This window comes from Streptomyces sp. 2323.1 (assembly GCF_900221035.1).
In the GTDB taxonomy this organism is placed as follows: Bacteria; Actinomycetota; Actinomycetes; order Streptomycetales; family Streptomycetaceae; genus Streptomyces; species Streptomyces sioyaensis.
On record NZ_LT907981.1, the window covers coordinates 2833558 to 2850025 of the forward strand.

Here is a 16468-nt window from a genome sequence, read left to right on the forward strand (position 1 = left end):
CCCCCAGGGCGGCGCGACGGCGCGCACCACCATACTGTCCGCCGCGGGCGGGCACCCGGGGAGCGTACGAACACCGCCGCCATGGGCGAACCCCCGGGACCCGGTCCGTTCACCCCGACCCGCGTGGCATCCGTCCCGGTATCCACCACGTCATCCGCCAACTCGGCCGTACCGGACGCCCGCCACACGCATCTGGGCGGCGGTGGCACAGATCACAGCGACCAGGATCCCGCCGAGGAGGAAGATGTACGAGCCGAGCCCGGCGCCGAAAAGAAAGTCACCTTCCGGCCGGACATCGCCGAGCAGGACGAACACGGTCACCAGCCAGGCCGCGCCGGGTACCAGCACGCCCGCGGGGGTGCCGGTCGCCCTGCCGCCCCCGTAGAAGAGCCCGCCGACGCCGGCGAGCGCCAGCAGCAACCCGCCGGGGAACCAGGCCGCTTGCACCAGCGTCCCGGCGAACGCGACCAGTACACCGGCGACCAGCAGCAGCACATAGGTGCCGGCCCTGCCCCCGGTGAGCGGAGGGACGCCGGCGTCCACCACCGGCGGCCCGACCGCGGACGCGCCCGAGCCCGCCCTGGACCGCTGCCCCTTGCCGGCGCCCGCTGCGCCGTTCTCCTTGTCGGCAGCTCGGCCCTTCCCACTGCCGGTGGCTCCGCCCTTCCCCTTGTCGGCGGCTCCGCCGCCCTTGGACGTGCTCATTCCGCCGCCTCCTCGATCCGGGTGCTCTCCTGCGTCCCCACCCTGCCACCGATGCCGGCGAAGAGATCGTCCTCGCGTGCGCCGTCCGCCGCGCCCGGAACGCCGTGCACCAGCCGATAGTGCTCGGTGGCGAACAGCGGCTGGCCCAGGTCGTTGGAGAGCGCGAAGAACGGTCCGTCGACCGCGATCTGGGTGTAGTGCGCGCGCATCGCCGCCGTCTTGGCGTCCGCGGCGGCGCGGCCGCCGGTGACGGACGCCGTGACCTCGGCATCCGGCACCACTCCGGGCACGTCGTCGGCGGAGGCGATGCCGGGGAAGGTGTGACCGGCCGCGCGCAGCCGCGCGAAGCCCTCCTCGACCGCGGAGCGGGGGTTGCAGTTCCAGTAAATCTTCCCGATCGCATGGGAGCCGCCCAGCTCGGGCCGGAAATCCGCGGCCGCGGCGAGCTCGGCGCCGCGCATCGCCACCCGGTGCGCCTGGATGTGGTCGGGGTGGCCGTATCCGCCATGCGGGTCGTAGGTGACCATGACCTGCGGCCGGACCTCACGGATCACGGCGACCAGTTCGGCGGCCGCCTCGTCGAGCGGGGCCTGCCAGAAACAGTCGGGCCGCTCGTTCTGCGGGGCGCCCATCATGCCGGAGTCGCGGTAGCGGCCCGGCCCGCCGAGGAAGCGGTGGTCCGTGACGCCCAGGGCCGCCATCGCGGCGGCCAGCTCGCCGACGCGGTACGGACCGAGGGTGTCGTCGCGGTCCGGCGCGAGGTGGGCGAGTTCGGGCGGGATGACCTCGCCCTCCTCGCCGCGCGTACAGGTCACCAGGGTGACCTGGGCGCCCTCGGCCGCGTACCTGGCCATGGTCACGCCATTGTTGATCGACTCGTCGTCGGGGTGGGCATGCACGAGCAGCAGCCGGCGCGACGGGACGGGTCCCGTGGCGGACGGTGGCGTGAGGGAAGCGGGCCGGTCGGTCATGCCGACAGCCTACGAGCCGCCCGGTCCGCCGCCCGCAGGCGAGCCCGGCCGCCGCCCGTGCGCCCCGCCCGAGGGCGGACGCCGGACGGACGGGCCGGGACCGGAACGCGTCAGAACTTGATGTTGCCGAGCATGCCGGCGACGTTCGTCGTCAGCTGCTTGATCGTCGGGGCGATGGACGAGCTGGCCAGATAGAAGCCCAGCAGCATGCAGACAAGGGCATGCGGGGCCTTCAGTCCAGACTTCTTGACAAGCAAGAAGACGATGATCGCCAGCAGCACCACCGCCGAAATCGAGAGTGCCACGGCGGCTCACCTCCAAGTACTCATGGTCCGGACAGAGTTGAGGGTGTCCGGACCGACTCCACGACCCGCACACCCGGGTATGCCAAGGGCTCTTTACCCCGTACCCACTACGCGCAAGGGATCATAACTTTCCGCGCTAGCGCATAAGTCGGAGCACGGAAGCAGAGCGGGGGCGCACATGATCTTCACGAATGCGACCGCGGTGAGCCCGTAGGCTCGGCACCATGACCGGACAGCCTTCGTTCCCGCGGCAATACGCCCGTACGCAGCGCTTCACTCTGGGTGCACCGCGCAGCTATGCGCTCTCCCCCGACGGTGCCCGCGTCGCCTTCCTCCGCTCCCCCTCGGGCACCGATCGCCGGCAGCATCTGTGGGTGCTCGACCTGGCGCAGGGACGGGAGTTCACCGCCGCCGATCCCGAGGCCCTCCTGGCCGGCGCGGAGGAGCAGCTTCCGCCGCAGGAGCGGGCCCGCCGCGAGCGCAGCCGGGAGAGCTCGGCGGGCATCGTCGGCTACGCCACGGATTCCGCGGTGGAATTGGCCGCTTTCTCCCTTTCCGGCCGGCTGTTCGTCTCCGAGCTGCGGGCCGGCACCACCCGTGAACTCCCGGTTCAGGGGCCGGTGGTGGACCCCCGCCCGTCGCCGGACGGCCGCCAGGTGGCCTTCGTGGCGGAGGGCCGGCTGCGGGTGGTCGCGGTGGACGGCGCCACGACCTCGGACGCGGGCGACGCCGACCCCGCCGCCGGGCCGGCCGACCGGGTGCTGGCGGAGCCCGACGGGCCCGAGGTGACCTGGGGGCTCGCGGAGTTCATCGCGGCCGAGGAGATGGGCCGCTACCGGGGCTTCTGGTGGTCCCCGGACAGCGACGCCGTGCTGGCCGCGCGGGTCGACGAAGCGCCGGTGCAGCGCTGGTGGATCTCCGACCCCGCCCATCCGGACCAGGAGCCCGTCCGGATCGCGTACCCGGCGGCGGGCACCCGCAACGCCGAGGTCACCCTGACGCTCTTCGGGCTGGACGGCTCGCGCACGGACGTCGTCTGGGACACCGAGCGCTACCCCTATCTCGCGCGCGTCCACTGGTCCGCGGCCGGGCCGCCGCTGCTGCTCGTCCAGGCCCGCGACCAGCGCGACCAGCGCTATCTGACCGTCGACACCACGACCGGCGCGACCCGGACGGTGCACGACGACGAGGACGAGGCATGGGTCGAGCCGTTCCCCGGGGTGCCGGCCTGGACCCCGGACGGCCGGCTGGTGCGGATCGCGGACGAGGGCGGCGCCCGCAAGCTGTTCGTCGGCGCCCGCCCGCTGACCGGGGCACCGCTGCACGTCCGGGCCGTCCTGGACATCGGCGAGGACGACGTCCTCTTCTCCGCGAGCGGCACCGACATGCACGACATCGGGGTCTATCGCGCCTGGTTCCGCGGCAGCGGTGACCAGGGCGGCTGGGAGCGGGTGGGCGAGCGGCCGTATCCGACGGTGTCCTCCGCGGTGCGCGGCGGTGCGCTGACCGTGCTGTCCCAGACGTCGCTGGAGTGGCCCGGCACCCGGGTGGAGGTGGTGCGGCTGGATCCGGACGGCGGGGAGAAGACCCTTGCCACGATCGGCTCGTGCGCCGAGGAGCCGGTGCTGACCGCCCGTCCCCGCCTGGTCCGTGCCGGGGAGCGGGAGATTCCGTGCGCGGTGCTGCTGCCCGCCGGATATACGGAAGGCGATGGTCCGCTGCCGGTGCTGATGGACCCGTACGGCGGTCCGCACGGCCAGCGGGTGGTCGCCGCGCACCATGCCCATCTGACCTCGCAGTGGTTCGCCGACCAGGGTTTCGCGGTGATCGTCGCGGACGGCCGGGGCACCCCGGGCCGCTCCCCCGCCTGGGAGAAGGCGATGTTCCGCGACGTCGCCGACGTCGCCCTGGACGACCAGATCCACGCCCTGCACGCGCTGGCCGAATCCTTTCCCCTCGACCTGACGCGGGTGGCGATCCGCGGCTGGTCCTTCGGCGGCTACCTCGCGGGGCTGGCGGCGCTGCGCCGCCCGGATGTCTTCCATGCGGCGGTGGTGGGTGCACCGGTGTCCGACCTGCGGCTGTACGACACCCACTACCAGGAGCGGTATCTGGGGCACCCGGACGAGGAGCCGGCCGTCTACGCCGCGAACTCGCTGGTCACGGACGAGGGGTTGTCCGGAGCGGTGGAGCCGCACCGCCCGCTGCTGCTGGTGCACGGCCTCGCGGACGACAACGTGGTCGTGGCGCATGCGCTGCGGCTGTCCGCGGCGCTGCTGGCCGCGGGCCGGCCGCACGAGATGCTGCCGCTGACCGGGGTGACCCACATGGCCTCGCAGGAGCAGGTGGCCGAAAACCTGCTGCTGCTCCAAGTCGACTTCCTCAAGCGGTCGTTGGGGATGTACGCCTGACGCGGTACGGCCCCGCCGGGCTCCAGGGTCCGGCGGGACGCGGTCTCACCAGCCGGGCGGGAGCCTGGACGGCGGCGGCGGGGCGTGCGGCGGCCGCGCCTCACCGGGGGCCGAGCCGTAGGCCCGTACGGCGTCGACGTCCCGGGAGGTGTCCGGCAGGCCGGGCCGGGCCGCCGCGAGCAGCACGACGAGCGCGGCGGCCGCCACGAACACGGCGGTGCCCGCCTCCAGTTGGGAGCGGACGGACAGCGCGGCCAGGCGTCCGAACGCCCCGGCACGGGCGGTATGGACGAGCGCCACGGCCCCGTGCGCCAGCAGCAGCGCCGCGGCCGTCAGGGCGGCGGGCCGGCTCAGGGCCGCACGGCGCAGTGCGGCGGCCGCGGCCCCCAGGGCCAGGACGGCGAGCGCCGCCCCCTGCCAGTGCACCGGGGGCTGCAACAGGGCCCGAAAGACGGAGGCGTCGCCCAGCAGCCCCTTGCGGTAGAGGTACCAGCCGAGCTGCTGCCGCCAGTGGATCTCCCAGCCGGCGAGGACGATGCCGGCGGCGCCCAGGAGGACGGCGGCGGTGCCGGCCGCCCCCCGGTACGGGCTGCCGGGGCGCCCGGGCCCCACTGCGGAGGGCACCGCTCGGACCACGCCGTACACCGGGGCCATCGCCCCCGCCGCCCCGTGCGCAGCCCCCGCCGTGTGCCGGCCCGGCCTTCCGGGCGACCGCCGTCGGCCCGCCGCGACCACCACGAGCAGTGCGGCCGCCAGGGCGAGTTGAGCGAGGACGGTCAGCCGTGCCCACCCGGTGAGACCGCCGTCCAGCCCCTGGAGCCAGTCCGCGCCCAGCACCCACACCAGCGGGATCCGCAGCAGCGCGACGGCGGCCGCCAGGGACAGCAGGGCGCCCGCGGCGACGGACGAGGTGACGGCGGTACGCCTCTGGGCCACCGCGGCGGCGAGCGCGCCGAGCACCAGCAGCGGGTCGAGCGCCGAGGTGGCCCAGGCGGTGAACTCCCGCGGCCTGCGGGTCTCGCCCAGCCAGGCCCACCACACATCCGCGCTGTGCTCGGCGACGGCCAGGTCCCGGATGATCCAGCCCGCGCTGAGCAGCGCGAGCAGCAGGCAGATCAGGGCACCGGCTCCGCGCGCACCGCGGGTGAGAACGCCGTCCCGCACTGTGGACACGGCCTGCCCCCTGTCCACGTCGTTGTCCTCGGTTCGTTCACAACGCCACCGTCCCGGCGGCGCCTACCGCAGGTCTACTGCAGTCTCGGCGCCGGGACAACTGACCCGAATGGAGCAACGGACGAAAACGTCATACGACGACCGGCCGGGTCGCCCACCTGGCGTCCCGGCCGGTCTACGGCACCCGCACGGCCGTACGTTGTTCATCATGGCGCGTCCGTATATCGGAGTTGCGACAGGGAAGTTGCCAGCTTGTTAAAGCGGTTTGGTGCGATATGTCCGCTCATGACGCATATCCCGCCCACTTGTCAAGCACGCCCGGGCGTCGATATGCGCAATCTTCGCTCAAGAAGCAGACGACCTGCGCATGAGCGCACCCGATCCCCTTGACTCCGCCGTAAATAACTTGCGAAAGTCCGCTCATCCAGCGGTGCGAATCGGCGCCGCTTCACGTTCCAAGAGAACTCGGCGCGGGGGCACTTCGCGATGACTAGTCCATCCCAGACCGCGGCTTCAGAGTCCGACACCCCAGGACTTGGGCCCCAGGGTCTGAAGAAGGAAAAGAAGAGCAAGGGCGGTGAGCTCGTCGGCCGATCCCCCGGCCAATTGATGTGGATGCGCTTCAAGCGCGACCGCACGGGCGTCGTCTGCGCGATCGTCGTGCTGGCCTTCTTCGTCATTGCGGCGCTGGCCCCGGTGATCGGTTCGCTGTACGGCAAGGACCCGTACACGCTCTACGGGAACAACGACCCCAACCTCCTCGACGAGTTCGGCTACCCCGCGGGCGCCAACGGCGGCATCTCGCCCGAGCACTGGTTCGGCGTCGAACCGTCCCTGGGCCGCGATGTGTTCATGCAGTTGATCTACGGGATGCGGATGTCGCTCGGCATCTCCGTCGCGGTGACCCTGCTGACCGTGGTCACCGGCATCCTCATCGGCGTGACGGCCGGGTACGTCGGCGGCCGGACGGACTACTTCCTCAGCCGGGTGATCGACTTCCTGCTGGCGTTCCCCAGCCAGCTGACGTTCGTGGCGTTCATGCCGGTCGTCGTGGCCCTCTTCGTGCCGCCGGGCGACGAGACACCCACGTACGTGCGGGTCTGCGCCCTGGTCATCGTGCAGTGGTTCCTCGGCTGGATGGGTCTGGCGCGACTGCTGCGCGGTCAGGTGCTGTCCCTGCGCGAGCGGGAGTTCGTCGAGGCGGCCAAGATCACCGGCGCCTCGCCCTGGCGGATCATCCGCAAGGAACTGCTGCCGAACGTCGTCACCCCGGTCCTGGTGCAGAGCACCTACATGCTTCCCCTCTTCGTGACCTCCGAGGCGGGCCTGTCCTTCCTCGGTGTCGGCATCGTGGAGCCGACCCCCGACTGGGGCCGGCTGTTCCAGGCGGGCGCCCGGTACTACGAGAACGACCCCACCTTCTTGCTCTTCCCCGCCGTGGCCATGCTGATCTTCGTGCTCTGCTTCAACCTCCTCGGAGACTCGGTACGCGACGCCTTCGATCCCAAGTCCGGGCGCTGATCGTCCACTTGAAGGGGGGCTTGCTGTCACCCCTGCCGGGTCTGCCCGGGATGCGTCAGACAGCACATCTCGTCACCAACTGACAGGCAGGTGCTTGGAATCCCATGAACGCACTTTCTACGCGCAGAGCACGCGCGGCGATAGTGGCCCTCGCGGCCGGATCGCTCGCGCTCACCGGTTGCAGCGGCGGCAGCGGCTCCAACCAGGACAAGTCGCAGACCGACAAGGACGCCGCGGCCCAGGCGAAGGCGATCCCGATGGGCACCGCCGCCGACTCCGTCGGCCCCGCGGTCGCCGTCAAGGGCGCCCACTCCGGCGGCACCATCCGGGTCTACCAGCGTGACAGCTACAACCACCTGGACCCGGGCCAGATGTACGTCAGCGACATGAAGGCGCTGTCGCAGCTGATCTTCCGCGGCCTGACCAGCTTCAAGCAGGACGACAAGGGCAACGCCAAGGTCGTGGGCGACCTCGCCACCGACGCCGGCCAGATGTCCGACGGCGGCAAGACCTGGAAGTACACGCTCAAGGACGGCATCAAGTTCGAGGACGGCACGCCGATCACCTCGAAGGACATCCGCCACAGCATCGAGCGGCTGTACTCCAAGTTCATCACCGACGGCCCGACCTATGTGCAGACCTGGCTGTCCGGCGCCGGCACCGCGTACCGCAAGGCGCTGCCGGACGGTCCGTACAAGGGCGACCACCTGCCCAAGAACGTGCTGGACACCCCGGACGCGAAGACCATCATCTTCCACTTCAAGCAGCCGAACTCGCAGCTGCCGTACGCGCTGACGATGCCCGGCTACAGCGCGGTCCCGGACAGCGCGAAGGACACCAAGGACGCCTACGACGTCGCCCCGGTGTGCTCCGGTCCGTACAAGATCGCCTCGTTCAAGTCCGGCAAGGCCATGCAGCTGGTCCGGAACAAGAACTGGGACCCGAAGACGGACCCGATGCGCCACCAGTACCCGGACGGGTACAACATCACCTTCAACCACCAGGCCTCGGACTCCACCAAGCGCCTGATGGCCGACCAGGGTGAGGCCAAGAACGCGATCAGCTTCACCAACTCGGTCGACCCCACGCTGACCAAGAACGTGCTGGACAACGCCAGCGCCAGCAAGCGCCTGGTCCAGGGCTACCAGCCCTACGTCTGGCAGATGAACTTCAACATGGACCGCCTCAAGGACAAGAAGATCCGCGACGCGATCACCTACGCCCTGCCGAACCAGCAGATCGTCCGGGTCAACGGCGGCAGCTACGGCGGCGAGATCGCGGGCGGTCTGCTCGCCCCGACCGTCGCGGGCTACAAGAAGGGCTACGACCCCTACGGCAAGCTCTCGCACCCCAACGGTGAGCCGGAGAAGGCCAAGAAGCTCCTCAAGGAAGCCGGCAAGTCGGGCATGAAGCTCGTCTACGCCTACTCCAACACCGAGGCGCGCCAGAAGGAAGCCGTCGTCATCGAGGACGCGCTGACCAAGGCCGGCTTCAACGTGCAGAAGAAGGAGGTCGACGCCGCCTCCTGGTACGAGCAGATGGGCAAGGTCAAGAACGGCTTCGACATCTACATGACCGGCTGGGGCCAGGACTGGCCGGACGCCTCGACCGTCATCCCGCCGTCCTACGACGGCACCACCATCCAGGACGGCGCGTCGAACTACTCGCACATCAACGACAAGCACGTGAACTCCGAGATCGCCCGCATCACGAAGATCACGGACGTCGCGAAGGCCACCGCCGAGTGGCAGAAGCTGCACCAGTACATCGTGGAGAAGGTCAACCCGGCCGCGCCGGTCTTCTACACCAAGGTGCTCCAGCTGTACGGCTCGAACATCGGCGGCGCCCGCTACAACCTGGACGTCAGCTACGTCGACCCGAACACGCTGTTCCTGAAGAAGTGACGAGCGCGCACCGCCTCGTCTGACGAAGGCACTCCGGAGAGCGCGCACACGGCGGAACGCGCGCCCTCCGGGGCCTTCCCAGCCACCCCTCACACCCACTGCCGCCGCCGTCCTGAGAGCAGCGAACTGCCATGCTTCAATTCCTACTTCGCCGGACGTTCGGCGCTGTTGTCATCCTTGTTCTGCTCAGTGCCTTCACCTTCTTCGTCTTCTTCGGTGCCGGTGACCCGGCCGCGATGTCCTGCGGCAAGAACTGCACCGCGGACAACATCGCGCTGATCCACCAGAACCTCGGCCTCGACAAGCCCCTGACGACCCAGTTCTGGGACTTCATCGTCGGCATCTTCGCCGGCCGCGACTACTCCATCGGCCACTGCAGCGCCCCGTGCTTCGGCTACTCCTTCGCGACCAAGCAGGACGTCTGGTCGACGATGATGGACCGGCTGCCCACCACCGCCTCGCTGGCCATCGGCGGCGCCGCGGTGTTCCTGACCGTGGGCCTGGGCACCGGCCTGATCGCCGCCTACAAGCGCGGCTCGTTCCTGGACAAGGCGCTCACCTCGGTCTCGATGGTGCTGAGCTCGGCGCAGATCTACATCCTCGGTCCGATCGCGCTCGGTCTGTTCGTCTACAGCGGCATCCTGGAGTCCCCCAAGTACGTGGACTTCACCTCCGACCCCGCGGGCTGGTTCATGGGGCTGCTGCTCCCCTGGCTCGTGATGTCGACGATCTTCACCGCGCAGTACACCCGTATGTCCCGCTCGACGATGATCGAGCAGCTGCAGGAGGAACACGTCCGGACGGCCAAGGCCAAGGGCATGGCCAGCTCGTACGTCTTCCTGCGCTACGCCTGGCGCGGGTCGCTGATCCCCATCGTGACCATCCTCGGCATGGACCTGAGCTCGCTGTTCGGCGGCGCGATGATCACCGAGTTCACCTTCCAGCTGGCGGGCATCGGCCGCCTGGCGATCGACTCCGTCACCACCCTCGATCTGCCCATGGTCATGGGCGTGCTGATCTTCAGCGCCGCCCTGATCCTGGTGTTCAACATCATCGTGGATGCGACGTACGCCTTCATCGACCCGCGCGTGCGCCTGTCCTAGGAGAGCCTGAAGTGACCACACTCACCAAGACCGAAGGCACCGAGGTGCCGGCCGGGTCCGACCCCTTCCTGTCCGTCCGTGATCTGCATGTGCGGTTCTCCACCGAGGACGGCATCGTCAAGGCGGTCGACGGTCTCTCCTTCGATCTGGAACGCGGCGAAACGCTCGGCATCGTCGGTGAATCGGGCTCCGGCAAGTCGGTGACCAACCTCGCGATCCTGGGGCTGCACAACCCGAAGGCCACCGAGATCGGCGGCGAAATCGTCCTGGACGGGGACGAGCTGACCGGGGCCCGGGAGAAGAGCCTGGAAAAGCTCCGCGGCAACAAGATGGCGATGATCTTCCAGGACGCGCTGACCGCGCTGTCGCCGTACTACACGGTCGGCCGGCAGATCGCCGAGCCGTTCATGAAGCACACCGGCGCCAGCAAGCGCGAGGGCCGGCAGCGGGCCATCGAGATGCTGACCAAGGTCGGCATCCCGCAGCCCAGCCTGCGGGTGGACGACTATCCGCACCAGTTCTCCGGCGGTATGCGCCAGCGCGCGATGATCGCCATGGCGCTGGTCTGCAACCCCCAGCTCTTGATCGCCGACGAGCCCACCACCGCCCTGGACGTCACCGTCCAGGCGCAGATCCTCGACCTGCTCAAGGACCTCCAGCAGGAGTTCGGCTCCGCGATCATCCTGATCACCCATGACCTCGGCGTGGTCGCCAACACGGCGGACAAGCTGCTGGTGATGTACGCGGGCCGGGCCGTGGAGCGGGGCTCCGTCAAGGAGATCCTCACCCAGCCCCGCCACCCTTACACCTGGGGCCTGCTCAGCTCGATGCCGCGACTCTCCTCGGACGTCAGCGAGGCGCTGCACCCGATCCCGGGTTCCCCGCCGAGCCTGCTCAACCCGCCCTCGGGCTGCGCCTTCCACCCCCGCTGCGGCTTCACGGCCGAGGTCGGCGGGGCGCGTTGCACCGACGAGCGGCCGCTGCTGGAGGCGGGGCGCGCGGCCGCGTGCCATCTGAGCGCCGAGCAGAAGCAGACCCTCTTCACCGAGCAGATCAAGCCCCGGCTGGGCTAGGGAGCGACCACCATGACAGACCACGTCACCCTCCCGGCGCCGCGCGACGCCGCGCCCACGCCGGGCGAGCCGCTGCTCACCGCCGAGGGCCTGACCAAGCACTTCCCCATCTACGGCGGCTTTCCGTTCAAGCGGAAGGTCGGCGCGGTGCAGGCGGTCGACGGCGTCGACCTGACCGTGCACGCGGGCGAGAGCTTCGGCCTGGTCGGCGAGTCGGGCTGCGGCAAGTCCACCACCGGACGGCTGCTCACCCGGCTGATGGAGCCGACCTCCGGCAAGATCACGTACGCGGGCCAGGACATCACGCGCGCCAACCGCAAGGAACTGGCGCCGGTCCGCTCCGAGATCCAGATGATCTTCCAGGACCCGTATGCCTCGCTGAACCCGCGGCAGACGGTGGGCACCATCATCGGCGGCCCGATGGAGATCAACGGGATCAATCCGGCCGGCGGCCGGGAGAAGCGGATCCGGGAGCTCCTGGAGACCGTGGGTCTCAACCCGGAGCACTACAACCGCTTCCCGCACGAGTTCTCCGGCGGTCAGCGCCAGCGCATCGGGGTGGCCCGGGCGCTCGCCCTGGAGCCGAAGCTGATCGTCGCCGACGAGCCGGTCTCCGCGCTCGACGTCTCCATCCAGGCGCAGGTCGTCAACCTGCTCCAGAAGCTCCAGCGCGAGCTGGGCATCGCGTTCCTGTTCATCGCCCACGACCTGGCGATCGTGCGGCACTTCAGCGAGCGGGTCGCGGTGATGTACCTCGGCAAGATCGTCGAGGTCGGCTCGCGCGACGAGATCTACAACCGGCCGCGCCACCCGTACACCCATGCGCTGCTCTCGGCGGTGCCGGAGGCCAAGCTGGTGGAGAACGAGGAGGAGGACCGCGAGCGCATCCGCCTCGCCGGTGACGTCCCCTCCCCCGTCAATCCGCCCTCCGGCTGCCGGTTCCGTACGCGCTGCTGGAAGGCGCAGGACAAGTGCGCGACCGAGGAGCCGCCGCTGGTCCAGATCACCGGCAACGCCGGCGGCCACCTGACGGCCTGCCACTTCCCCGAGGAGCCCACGACCGCGGCCCGGGACGAGGACATCATCCTCGACCCGGCACTGGCCGCGATCGAGGACGCGGCCCCGGCCGGCTCCGCCGACGAGACCGGCACGACCGGCTGACCGGGCCGTCCCCCGCCGGAGCCCGCTTCCCCTGGGGGAGGCGGGCTCCGTTGCGCGTGGGCCCGGGCGGCTCGCGGCTACTCGCTCGGCACCACCGTGCGCTCCTCCGCGAAATGACACGCCGACGCGTGCCGCGCCGGGCCCGGCGTCTCCCGGAACTCCGCCGGGACCTCCAGCGGCGGGACGACCTCGGCGCACAGCTCCTGCGCCTTCCAGCAGCGGGTGCGGAAGCGGCAGCCGGAGGGCGGGGCGGCGGGCGAGGGGACGTCGCCGGCCAGCAGGATACGGTCCCGGTGGGTGCGGGCGTCCGGGTCGGGGACGGGCACGGCGGACAGCAGGGCCTGGGTGTACGGGTGGGTCGGGTGCTCGTAGATCTGCTCGTCGGTGCCGAGCTCGGCGAGCCGCCCCAGGTACATCACCGCGATGCGGTCGGAGATGTGCCGCACGACCGACAGATCGTGGGCGATGAAGACGTACGACAGGTCGAACTCGTCCTGCAACTGCTCCAGCAGATTGACCACTTGGGACTGGACGGAGACGTCCAGCGCGGAGACCGGCTCATCGGCGACGATGATCTCCGGGCGCAGTGCCAGCCCGCGGGCGATCCCGATGCGCTGGCGCTGGCCGCCGGAGAACTGGTGCGGATAGCGGTTGACGTACTCGGGGTCGAGCCCGACCACCTCCAGGAGTTCCTGGACCTTCCGGCGGCGCGCTCCCTTAGGGGCCACCTCGGGGTGGATCTCGTACGGCTCCCCGATGATGTCGCCGACGGTCATCCGGGGGTTCAGGGAGGTGTAGGGGTCCTGGAACACCATCTGGATGTTGCGCCGTACTGCCTTCAGCGCGCGGCCGGAGAGGGTGTTGATGTCCTCGCCCCGGTAACGGATCTGACCCGCCGTCGGCCGTTCGAGGCCGACCAGCAGCCTGGCGACCGTGGACTTCCCGCAGCCCGATTCGCCGACGATGCCGAGGGTTTCGCCCCGGTGCAGGTCGAAGGAGACCCCGTCGACGGCCTGGACCGCGCCGACCTGCTTCTTGACCAGCACGCCCCGGGTGAGCGGGAAGTGCTTGACCAGATCGCGGACCTCCAGGACCGGTTCCGGGGGGCCGGCCGTCGGGGGGCGGGCCGCGGCGCCGGGAGCCGGGGCGCCGGTGTCACCGTGCGCCATCGAGGGTCTCCTTCCAGAAGTGGCAGGCGCTGGCCCGGCCGGGCCCGGCCTCGTACAGCGGCGGTGGGTCGGTACGGCAGATGTCCTGGGCCAGCGGGCAGCGCGGGTGGAAGGGGCAACCGGGCGGAATGGCCGTCAGGTTGGGCGGCATGCCCTTGATCGCGTAGAGCCGCCGGCCCTTCTGGTCCAGCCGCGGGATGGAGTCCAGCAGCCCGCGGGTGTAGGGGTGCGCGGGCGCCTTGTAGAGCTGGTGGACGGGCGCGGTCTCGACGATCCGGCCCGCGTACATCACCGCGATGGTGTCGGCGACGTCCGCGACCACCCCCAGGTCATGGGTGATCAGAATCAGCCCCATGGTCAGCTCCCGCTGGAGCTCCGCGAGCAGGTCCATCACCTGCGCCTGGACGGTGACGTCCAGCGCCGTGGTCGGCTCGTCCGCGATGATCAGGTCCGGGCCCAGGGCCAGCGCCATCGCGATCATGATGCGCTGGCGCATCCCCCCGGAGAACTGGTGCGGATAGTCGCCCACCCGCTCCCTGGCCGCGGGGATCCCGACGCGCTCCATCAGCTCCACGGCCCGGCCACGCGCCTCCTTACGGGACATCCCCTCATGGACCTGGAACATCTCCCCCAGCTGGGCCCCGACGCTGAGGACCGGGTTCAGGGCGGACAGCGCGTCCTGGAAGATCATCGCCATCTTCGCGCCGCGGACCCGGCGCCGCTCCTCCGGGCGCAGGGACAGCAGATCGCGCCCCTGGAAGACGATCTCGCCGCCGGTGACGAACCCCGGCGGGGAGTCGAGGATGCCCATCACGGCCTGGGCGGTGACGGACTTGCCCGAGCCGGACTCCCCGAGCACCGCCAGCGTCTGCCCCCGCGCCACGCGGAAGCTGACGCCGTTGACGGCCTTCGCCACCCCGTCGCGGGTACGGAACTCGACCCGCAGATCGCGGACGTCGAGCAGCGGCGGTGCGGCGACGGCCGCCGTGGCGCCCGCGGGCCCCGGGGCGGCTTCCTGGTTCGTCATCGTCCCGCTCCTCAGCGCAACTTGGGGTCGAGGGCGTCGCGCACCGCGTCGCCGAGCATGATGAACGCCAGCACCGTGATGCTCAGCGCGCCGGCCGGCCACAGCAGCATGTGCGGCGCGCTGCGGATGTACGGGGAGGCGGTGGAGATGTCGATGCCCCAGGAGATGGTGGGCGGCTTCAGCCCCGCGCCCAGGTAGGAGAGCGTCGCCTCCAGCGCGATGAACGTGCCGAGTGCGATGGTGGCGACGACGATGACCGGCGCGACGGCGTTCGGTGCGATGTGCCGCAGCAGCATCCGCCCGTTGCCGGCGCCCAGCGCCCGTGCGGCCTGGACGTAGTCGTTGTGCTTGGCGGTGACCACCGAGCCGCGGGCGATCCGGGAGACCTGCGGCCAGCCGAGCAGCACGATGAAGCCGACCACCGGCCAGACCGTGGTGCTGGTGATCATGGAGAGGAAGACCAGACCGCCCAGGATCACCGGGATGCCGAAGAAGATATCGGCGACACGGGAGAGCAGGGTGTCCCACCAGCCGCCGAAGAAGCCGGCCAGCCCGCCCAGCAGGCTGCCGAGCAGCGCGGCGCCGGTCGTGGCGCAGACCCCGACGGTGATGGAGGCGCGGGCCCCGTAGACCACCCGGGTGTAGACGTCCCGGCCCTGGGTGTCGAAGCCGAAGGGGTGGCCGGGCTGGGAGCCCTGCTGTGCCTTGGCGAGGTCCGCGCGGTAGGGGTTGCCGGTGGCGATCAGCTGCGGCCAGATCGCGATGAGCACCAGGAAGAGGATGACCAGCGCGGAGAGCACGAAGACGGGGTTGCGGCACAGATCGTGCCAGGCGTCGCTCCACAGGCTGCGGGGCTTGCCGGCGGGCACCCCGCCGGGCGGACCGGCGCCCGGCGGGGCCGCACCGGGCCGCCGCTCCAGCGACTCCGCCTCGCCGATGGCCAGCGCGGCGGAGCCGCCGTCGCCGTGGCCGATGGCTTCCTTGGGGACAGTGGGCTCAGGCATAGCGGATCCTCGGGTCGAGGACGGCGTACAGCAGGTCGACGAGCAGGTTCGCGAGGAGGAAGACCAGCACCAGGATCGTCACGAAGCCCACCACGGTCGGTGAGTTCTGCCGCAGGATGCCCTGGTAGAGCTGGTATCCGACGCCGTGGATGTTGAAGATGCGCTCGGTGACGATCGCGCCGCCCATCAGGGCGCCGATGTCGGTGCCGATGAAGGTGACGACCGGGATCAGCGAATTGCGCAGCAGATGGCGGGTGATGACCCGGTGGCGGGGCAGGCCCTTGGCGAGGGCCGTACGGACGTAGTCGGCGCGGACGTTCTCCGCGATCGAGGTCCGGGTCAGCCGGGTCACATAGGCGAGCGAGACCAGCGCCAGCACCAGCCCGGGCAGCAGGAGTTCGTTCAGCGGTACGTCCGGGGAGACCGACGGCGCGGCCCAGCCCCACTGGACTCCGAACAGGAACTGGAGCAGATAGCCGCTGACGAAGGTCGGGATGGACACCACGACGAGGGTGAGGACCAGCACCGAGGTGTCGATGCCCCGGCCGCGCCGCAGCCCGCTGAACACCCCCAGCACGATGCCCACCGCCATCTCGATCACGATGGCGACCACCGTGAGCCGCAGGGTGACGGGGAAGGCGGAGGCCATCAGCTCGGTGACGGACTGTCCGTTGAACGCGGTACCGAAGTTCCCCTGGAAGATCTGCCCCATGTAGTGCAGATACTGCTTCCACAGCGGCGCATCGAGGTAGAGCTCGCGGCGGATCTGGGCGGCGGTGGCGGGGTCGGGCGCGCGCTCGCCGAACATCGCGGCCACCGGGTCGCCCAGTGCGTAGACCATGAAGAAGATCAGGAATGTGCTGCCGATGAACACCGGGATCATCTGGAGCAGCCGCCGGATCACATACCGTCCCACGAAGCGTCAACCTCCCTCACACCAC

Annotated in this window: 14 protein-coding genes; 6 read left to right on the forward strand and 8 right to left on the reverse strand. The window is 70.4% G+C overall.

Features of this window, described 5'->3' with window-relative positions; all coding sequences use genetic code 11:
- Positions 1-150: 150 nt before the first annotated feature.
- The 3 genes from CPH93_RS11580 to CPH93_RS11590 all read right to left on the reverse strand — a co-directional run bounded on the left by CPH93_RS11580 (position 151) and on the right by CPH93_RS11590 (position 1981).
- On the reverse strand, positions 151-705 hold the full coding sequence (locus tag CPH93_RS11580; RefSeq protein ID WP_096212731.1) for a DUF6113 family protein: 555 nt from the start codon (positions 703-705) through the stop codon (positions 151-153).
- Complete coding sequence (mshB, locus tag CPH93_RS11585; protein WP_096212732.1) at positions 702-1676, reverse strand: N-acetyl-1-D-myo-inositol-2-amino-2-deoxy-alpha-D-glucopyranoside deacetylase; 975 nt, start codon at positions 1674-1676, stop codon at positions 702-704. Before mshB ends, CPH93_RS11580 begins: the two co-directional genes overlap by 4 nt.
- A 110-nt stretch (positions 1677-1786) precedes the next feature.
- Entirely contained in the window at positions 1787-1981 is a 195-nt protein-coding gene (locus CPH93_RS11590; RefSeq protein ID WP_006603310.1) for a hypothetical protein, read from the reverse strand.
- 224 nt (positions 1982-2205) lie between these two features.
- Between CPH93_RS11590 and CPH93_RS11595 the strand changes: the two genes are divergently transcribed.
- On the forward strand, positions 2206-4392 hold the full coding sequence (locus CPH93_RS11595) for a prolyl oligopeptidase family serine peptidase (protein WP_096212733.1): 2187 nt from the start codon (positions 2206-2208) through the stop codon (positions 4390-4392).
- Between the two features lie 45 nt (positions 4393-4437).
- Here CPH93_RS11595 and CPH93_RS11600 read toward each other — a convergent pair whose 3' ends face one another.
- Entirely contained in the window at positions 4438-5565 is a 1128-nt protein-coding gene (locus CPH93_RS11600) for a hypothetical protein (RefSeq protein WP_231977274.1), read from the reverse strand.
- A gap of 486 nt (positions 5566-6051) precedes the next feature.
- Here CPH93_RS11600 and CPH93_RS11605 point away from each other — a divergent pair, with 486 nt between their 5' ends.
- The 5 genes from CPH93_RS11605 (at position 6052) to CPH93_RS11625 (ending at position 12327) form a co-directional block, all read left to right on the forward strand.
- The gene (locus CPH93_RS11605; RefSeq protein WP_096212735.1) at positions 6052-7086 is read left to right on the forward strand and encodes an ABC transporter permease; all 1035 of its coding nucleotides are present in this window, start codon (positions 6052-6054) and stop codon (positions 7084-7086) included.
- Positions 7087-7190: 104 nt separating this feature from the next.
- Positions 7191-8990 carry an ABC transporter substrate-binding protein gene (locus CPH93_RS11610; protein ID WP_096212737.1) on the forward strand — a complete coding sequence of 600 codons (1800 nt, stop codon included), beginning with the start codon at positions 7191-7193 and terminating at the stop codon, positions 8988-8990.
- A 131-nt stretch (positions 8991-9121) separates the two neighbouring features.
- The gene (locus tag CPH93_RS11615; protein ID WP_096212739.1) at positions 9122-10093 is read left to right on the forward strand and encodes an ABC transporter permease; all 972 of its coding nucleotides are present in this window, start codon (positions 9122-9124) and stop codon (positions 10091-10093) included.
- An 11-nt stretch (positions 10094-10104) separates the two neighbouring features.
- On the forward strand, positions 10105-11166 hold the full coding sequence (locus CPH93_RS11620) for an ABC transporter ATP-binding protein (protein ID WP_096212741.1): 1062 nt from the start codon (positions 10105-10107) through the stop codon (positions 11164-11166).
- Positions 11167-11178: 12 nt separating this feature from the next.
- Positions 11179-12327, forward strand: a complete 1149-nt coding sequence (locus tag CPH93_RS11625; RefSeq protein WP_096212742.1) for an ABC transporter ATP-binding protein — start codon at positions 11179-11181, stop codon at positions 12325-12327.
- A gap of 77 nt (positions 12328-12404) precedes the next feature.
- On the opposite strand, the gene CPH93_RS11630 is transcribed toward CPH93_RS11625, so the two are convergent.
- From CPH93_RS11630 to CPH93_RS11645, 4 genes are read right to left on the reverse strand one after another with little or no spacing between them, the layout of a single operon-like run.
- The gene (locus CPH93_RS11630) at positions 12405-13496 is read right to left on the reverse strand and encodes an ABC transporter ATP-binding protein (RefSeq protein WP_096212744.1); all 1092 of its coding nucleotides are present in this window, start codon (positions 13494-13496) and stop codon (positions 12405-12407) included.
- Positions 13483-14523 carry an ABC transporter ATP-binding protein gene (locus CPH93_RS11635; RefSeq protein WP_231977276.1) on the reverse strand — a complete coding sequence of 347 codons (1041 nt, stop codon included), beginning with the start codon at positions 14521-14523 and terminating at the stop codon, positions 13483-13485. The genes CPH93_RS11630 and CPH93_RS11635 overlap by 14 nt, the downstream gene beginning before the upstream one ends.
- 11 nt (positions 14524-14534) lie before the next feature.
- Positions 14535-15527: an ABC transporter permease gene (locus CPH93_RS11640; RefSeq protein WP_006603322.1), complete on the reverse strand. Its 993-nt coding sequence runs from the start codon at positions 15525-15527 to the stop codon at positions 14535-14537.
- Positions 15520-16443 (reverse strand): ABC transporter permease, encoded by a 924-nt coding sequence (locus CPH93_RS11645; RefSeq protein ID WP_006603323.1) that lies wholly within the window; start codon positions 16441-16443, stop codon positions 15520-15522. The genes CPH93_RS11640 and CPH93_RS11645 overlap by 8 nt, the downstream gene beginning before the upstream one ends.
- Positions 16444-16468: the final 25 nt, after the last annotated feature.

Bases quoted from the DNA above. Each gene is read 5' to 3' on its own strand.
- CPH93_RS11580 (WP_096212731.1), bottom strand. From the start codon at position 705: ATGAGCACGTCCAAGGGCGGCGGAGCCGCCGACAAGGGGAAGGGCGGA.
- mshB (WP_096212732.1), bottom strand. From the start codon at position 1,676: ATGACCGACCGGCCCGCTTCCCTCACGCCACCGTCCGCCACGGGACCC.
- CPH93_RS11595 (WP_096212733.1), top strand. From the start codon at position 2,206: ATGACCGGACAGCCTTCGTTCCCGCGGCAATACGCCCGTACGCAGCGC.
- CPH93_RS11605 (WP_096212735.1), top strand. From the start codon at position 6,052: ATGACTAGTCCATCCCAGACCGCGGCTTCAGAGTCCGACACCCCAGGA.
- CPH93_RS11610 (WP_096212737.1), top strand. From the start codon at position 7,191: ATGAACGCACTTTCTACGCGCAGAGCACGCGCGGCGATAGTGGCCCTC.
- CPH93_RS11615 (WP_096212739.1), top strand. From the start codon at position 9,122: ATGCTTCAATTCCTACTTCGCCGGACGTTCGGCGCTGTTGTCATCCTT.
- CPH93_RS11625 (WP_096212742.1), top strand. From the start codon at position 11,179: ATGACAGACCACGTCACCCTCCCGGCGCCGCGCGACGCCGCGCCCACG.
- CPH93_RS11630 (WP_096212744.1), bottom strand. From the start codon at position 13,496: ATGGCGCACGGTGACACCGGCGCCCCGGCTCCCGGCGCCGCGGCCCGC.
- CPH93_RS11635 (WP_231977276.1), bottom strand. From the start codon at position 14,523: ATGACGAACCAGGAAGCCGCCCCGGGGCCCGCGGGCGCCACGGCGGCC.
- CPH93_RS11640 (WP_006603322.1), bottom strand. From the start codon at position 15,527: ATGCCTGAGCCCACTGTCCCCAAGGAAGCCATCGGCCACGGCGACGGC.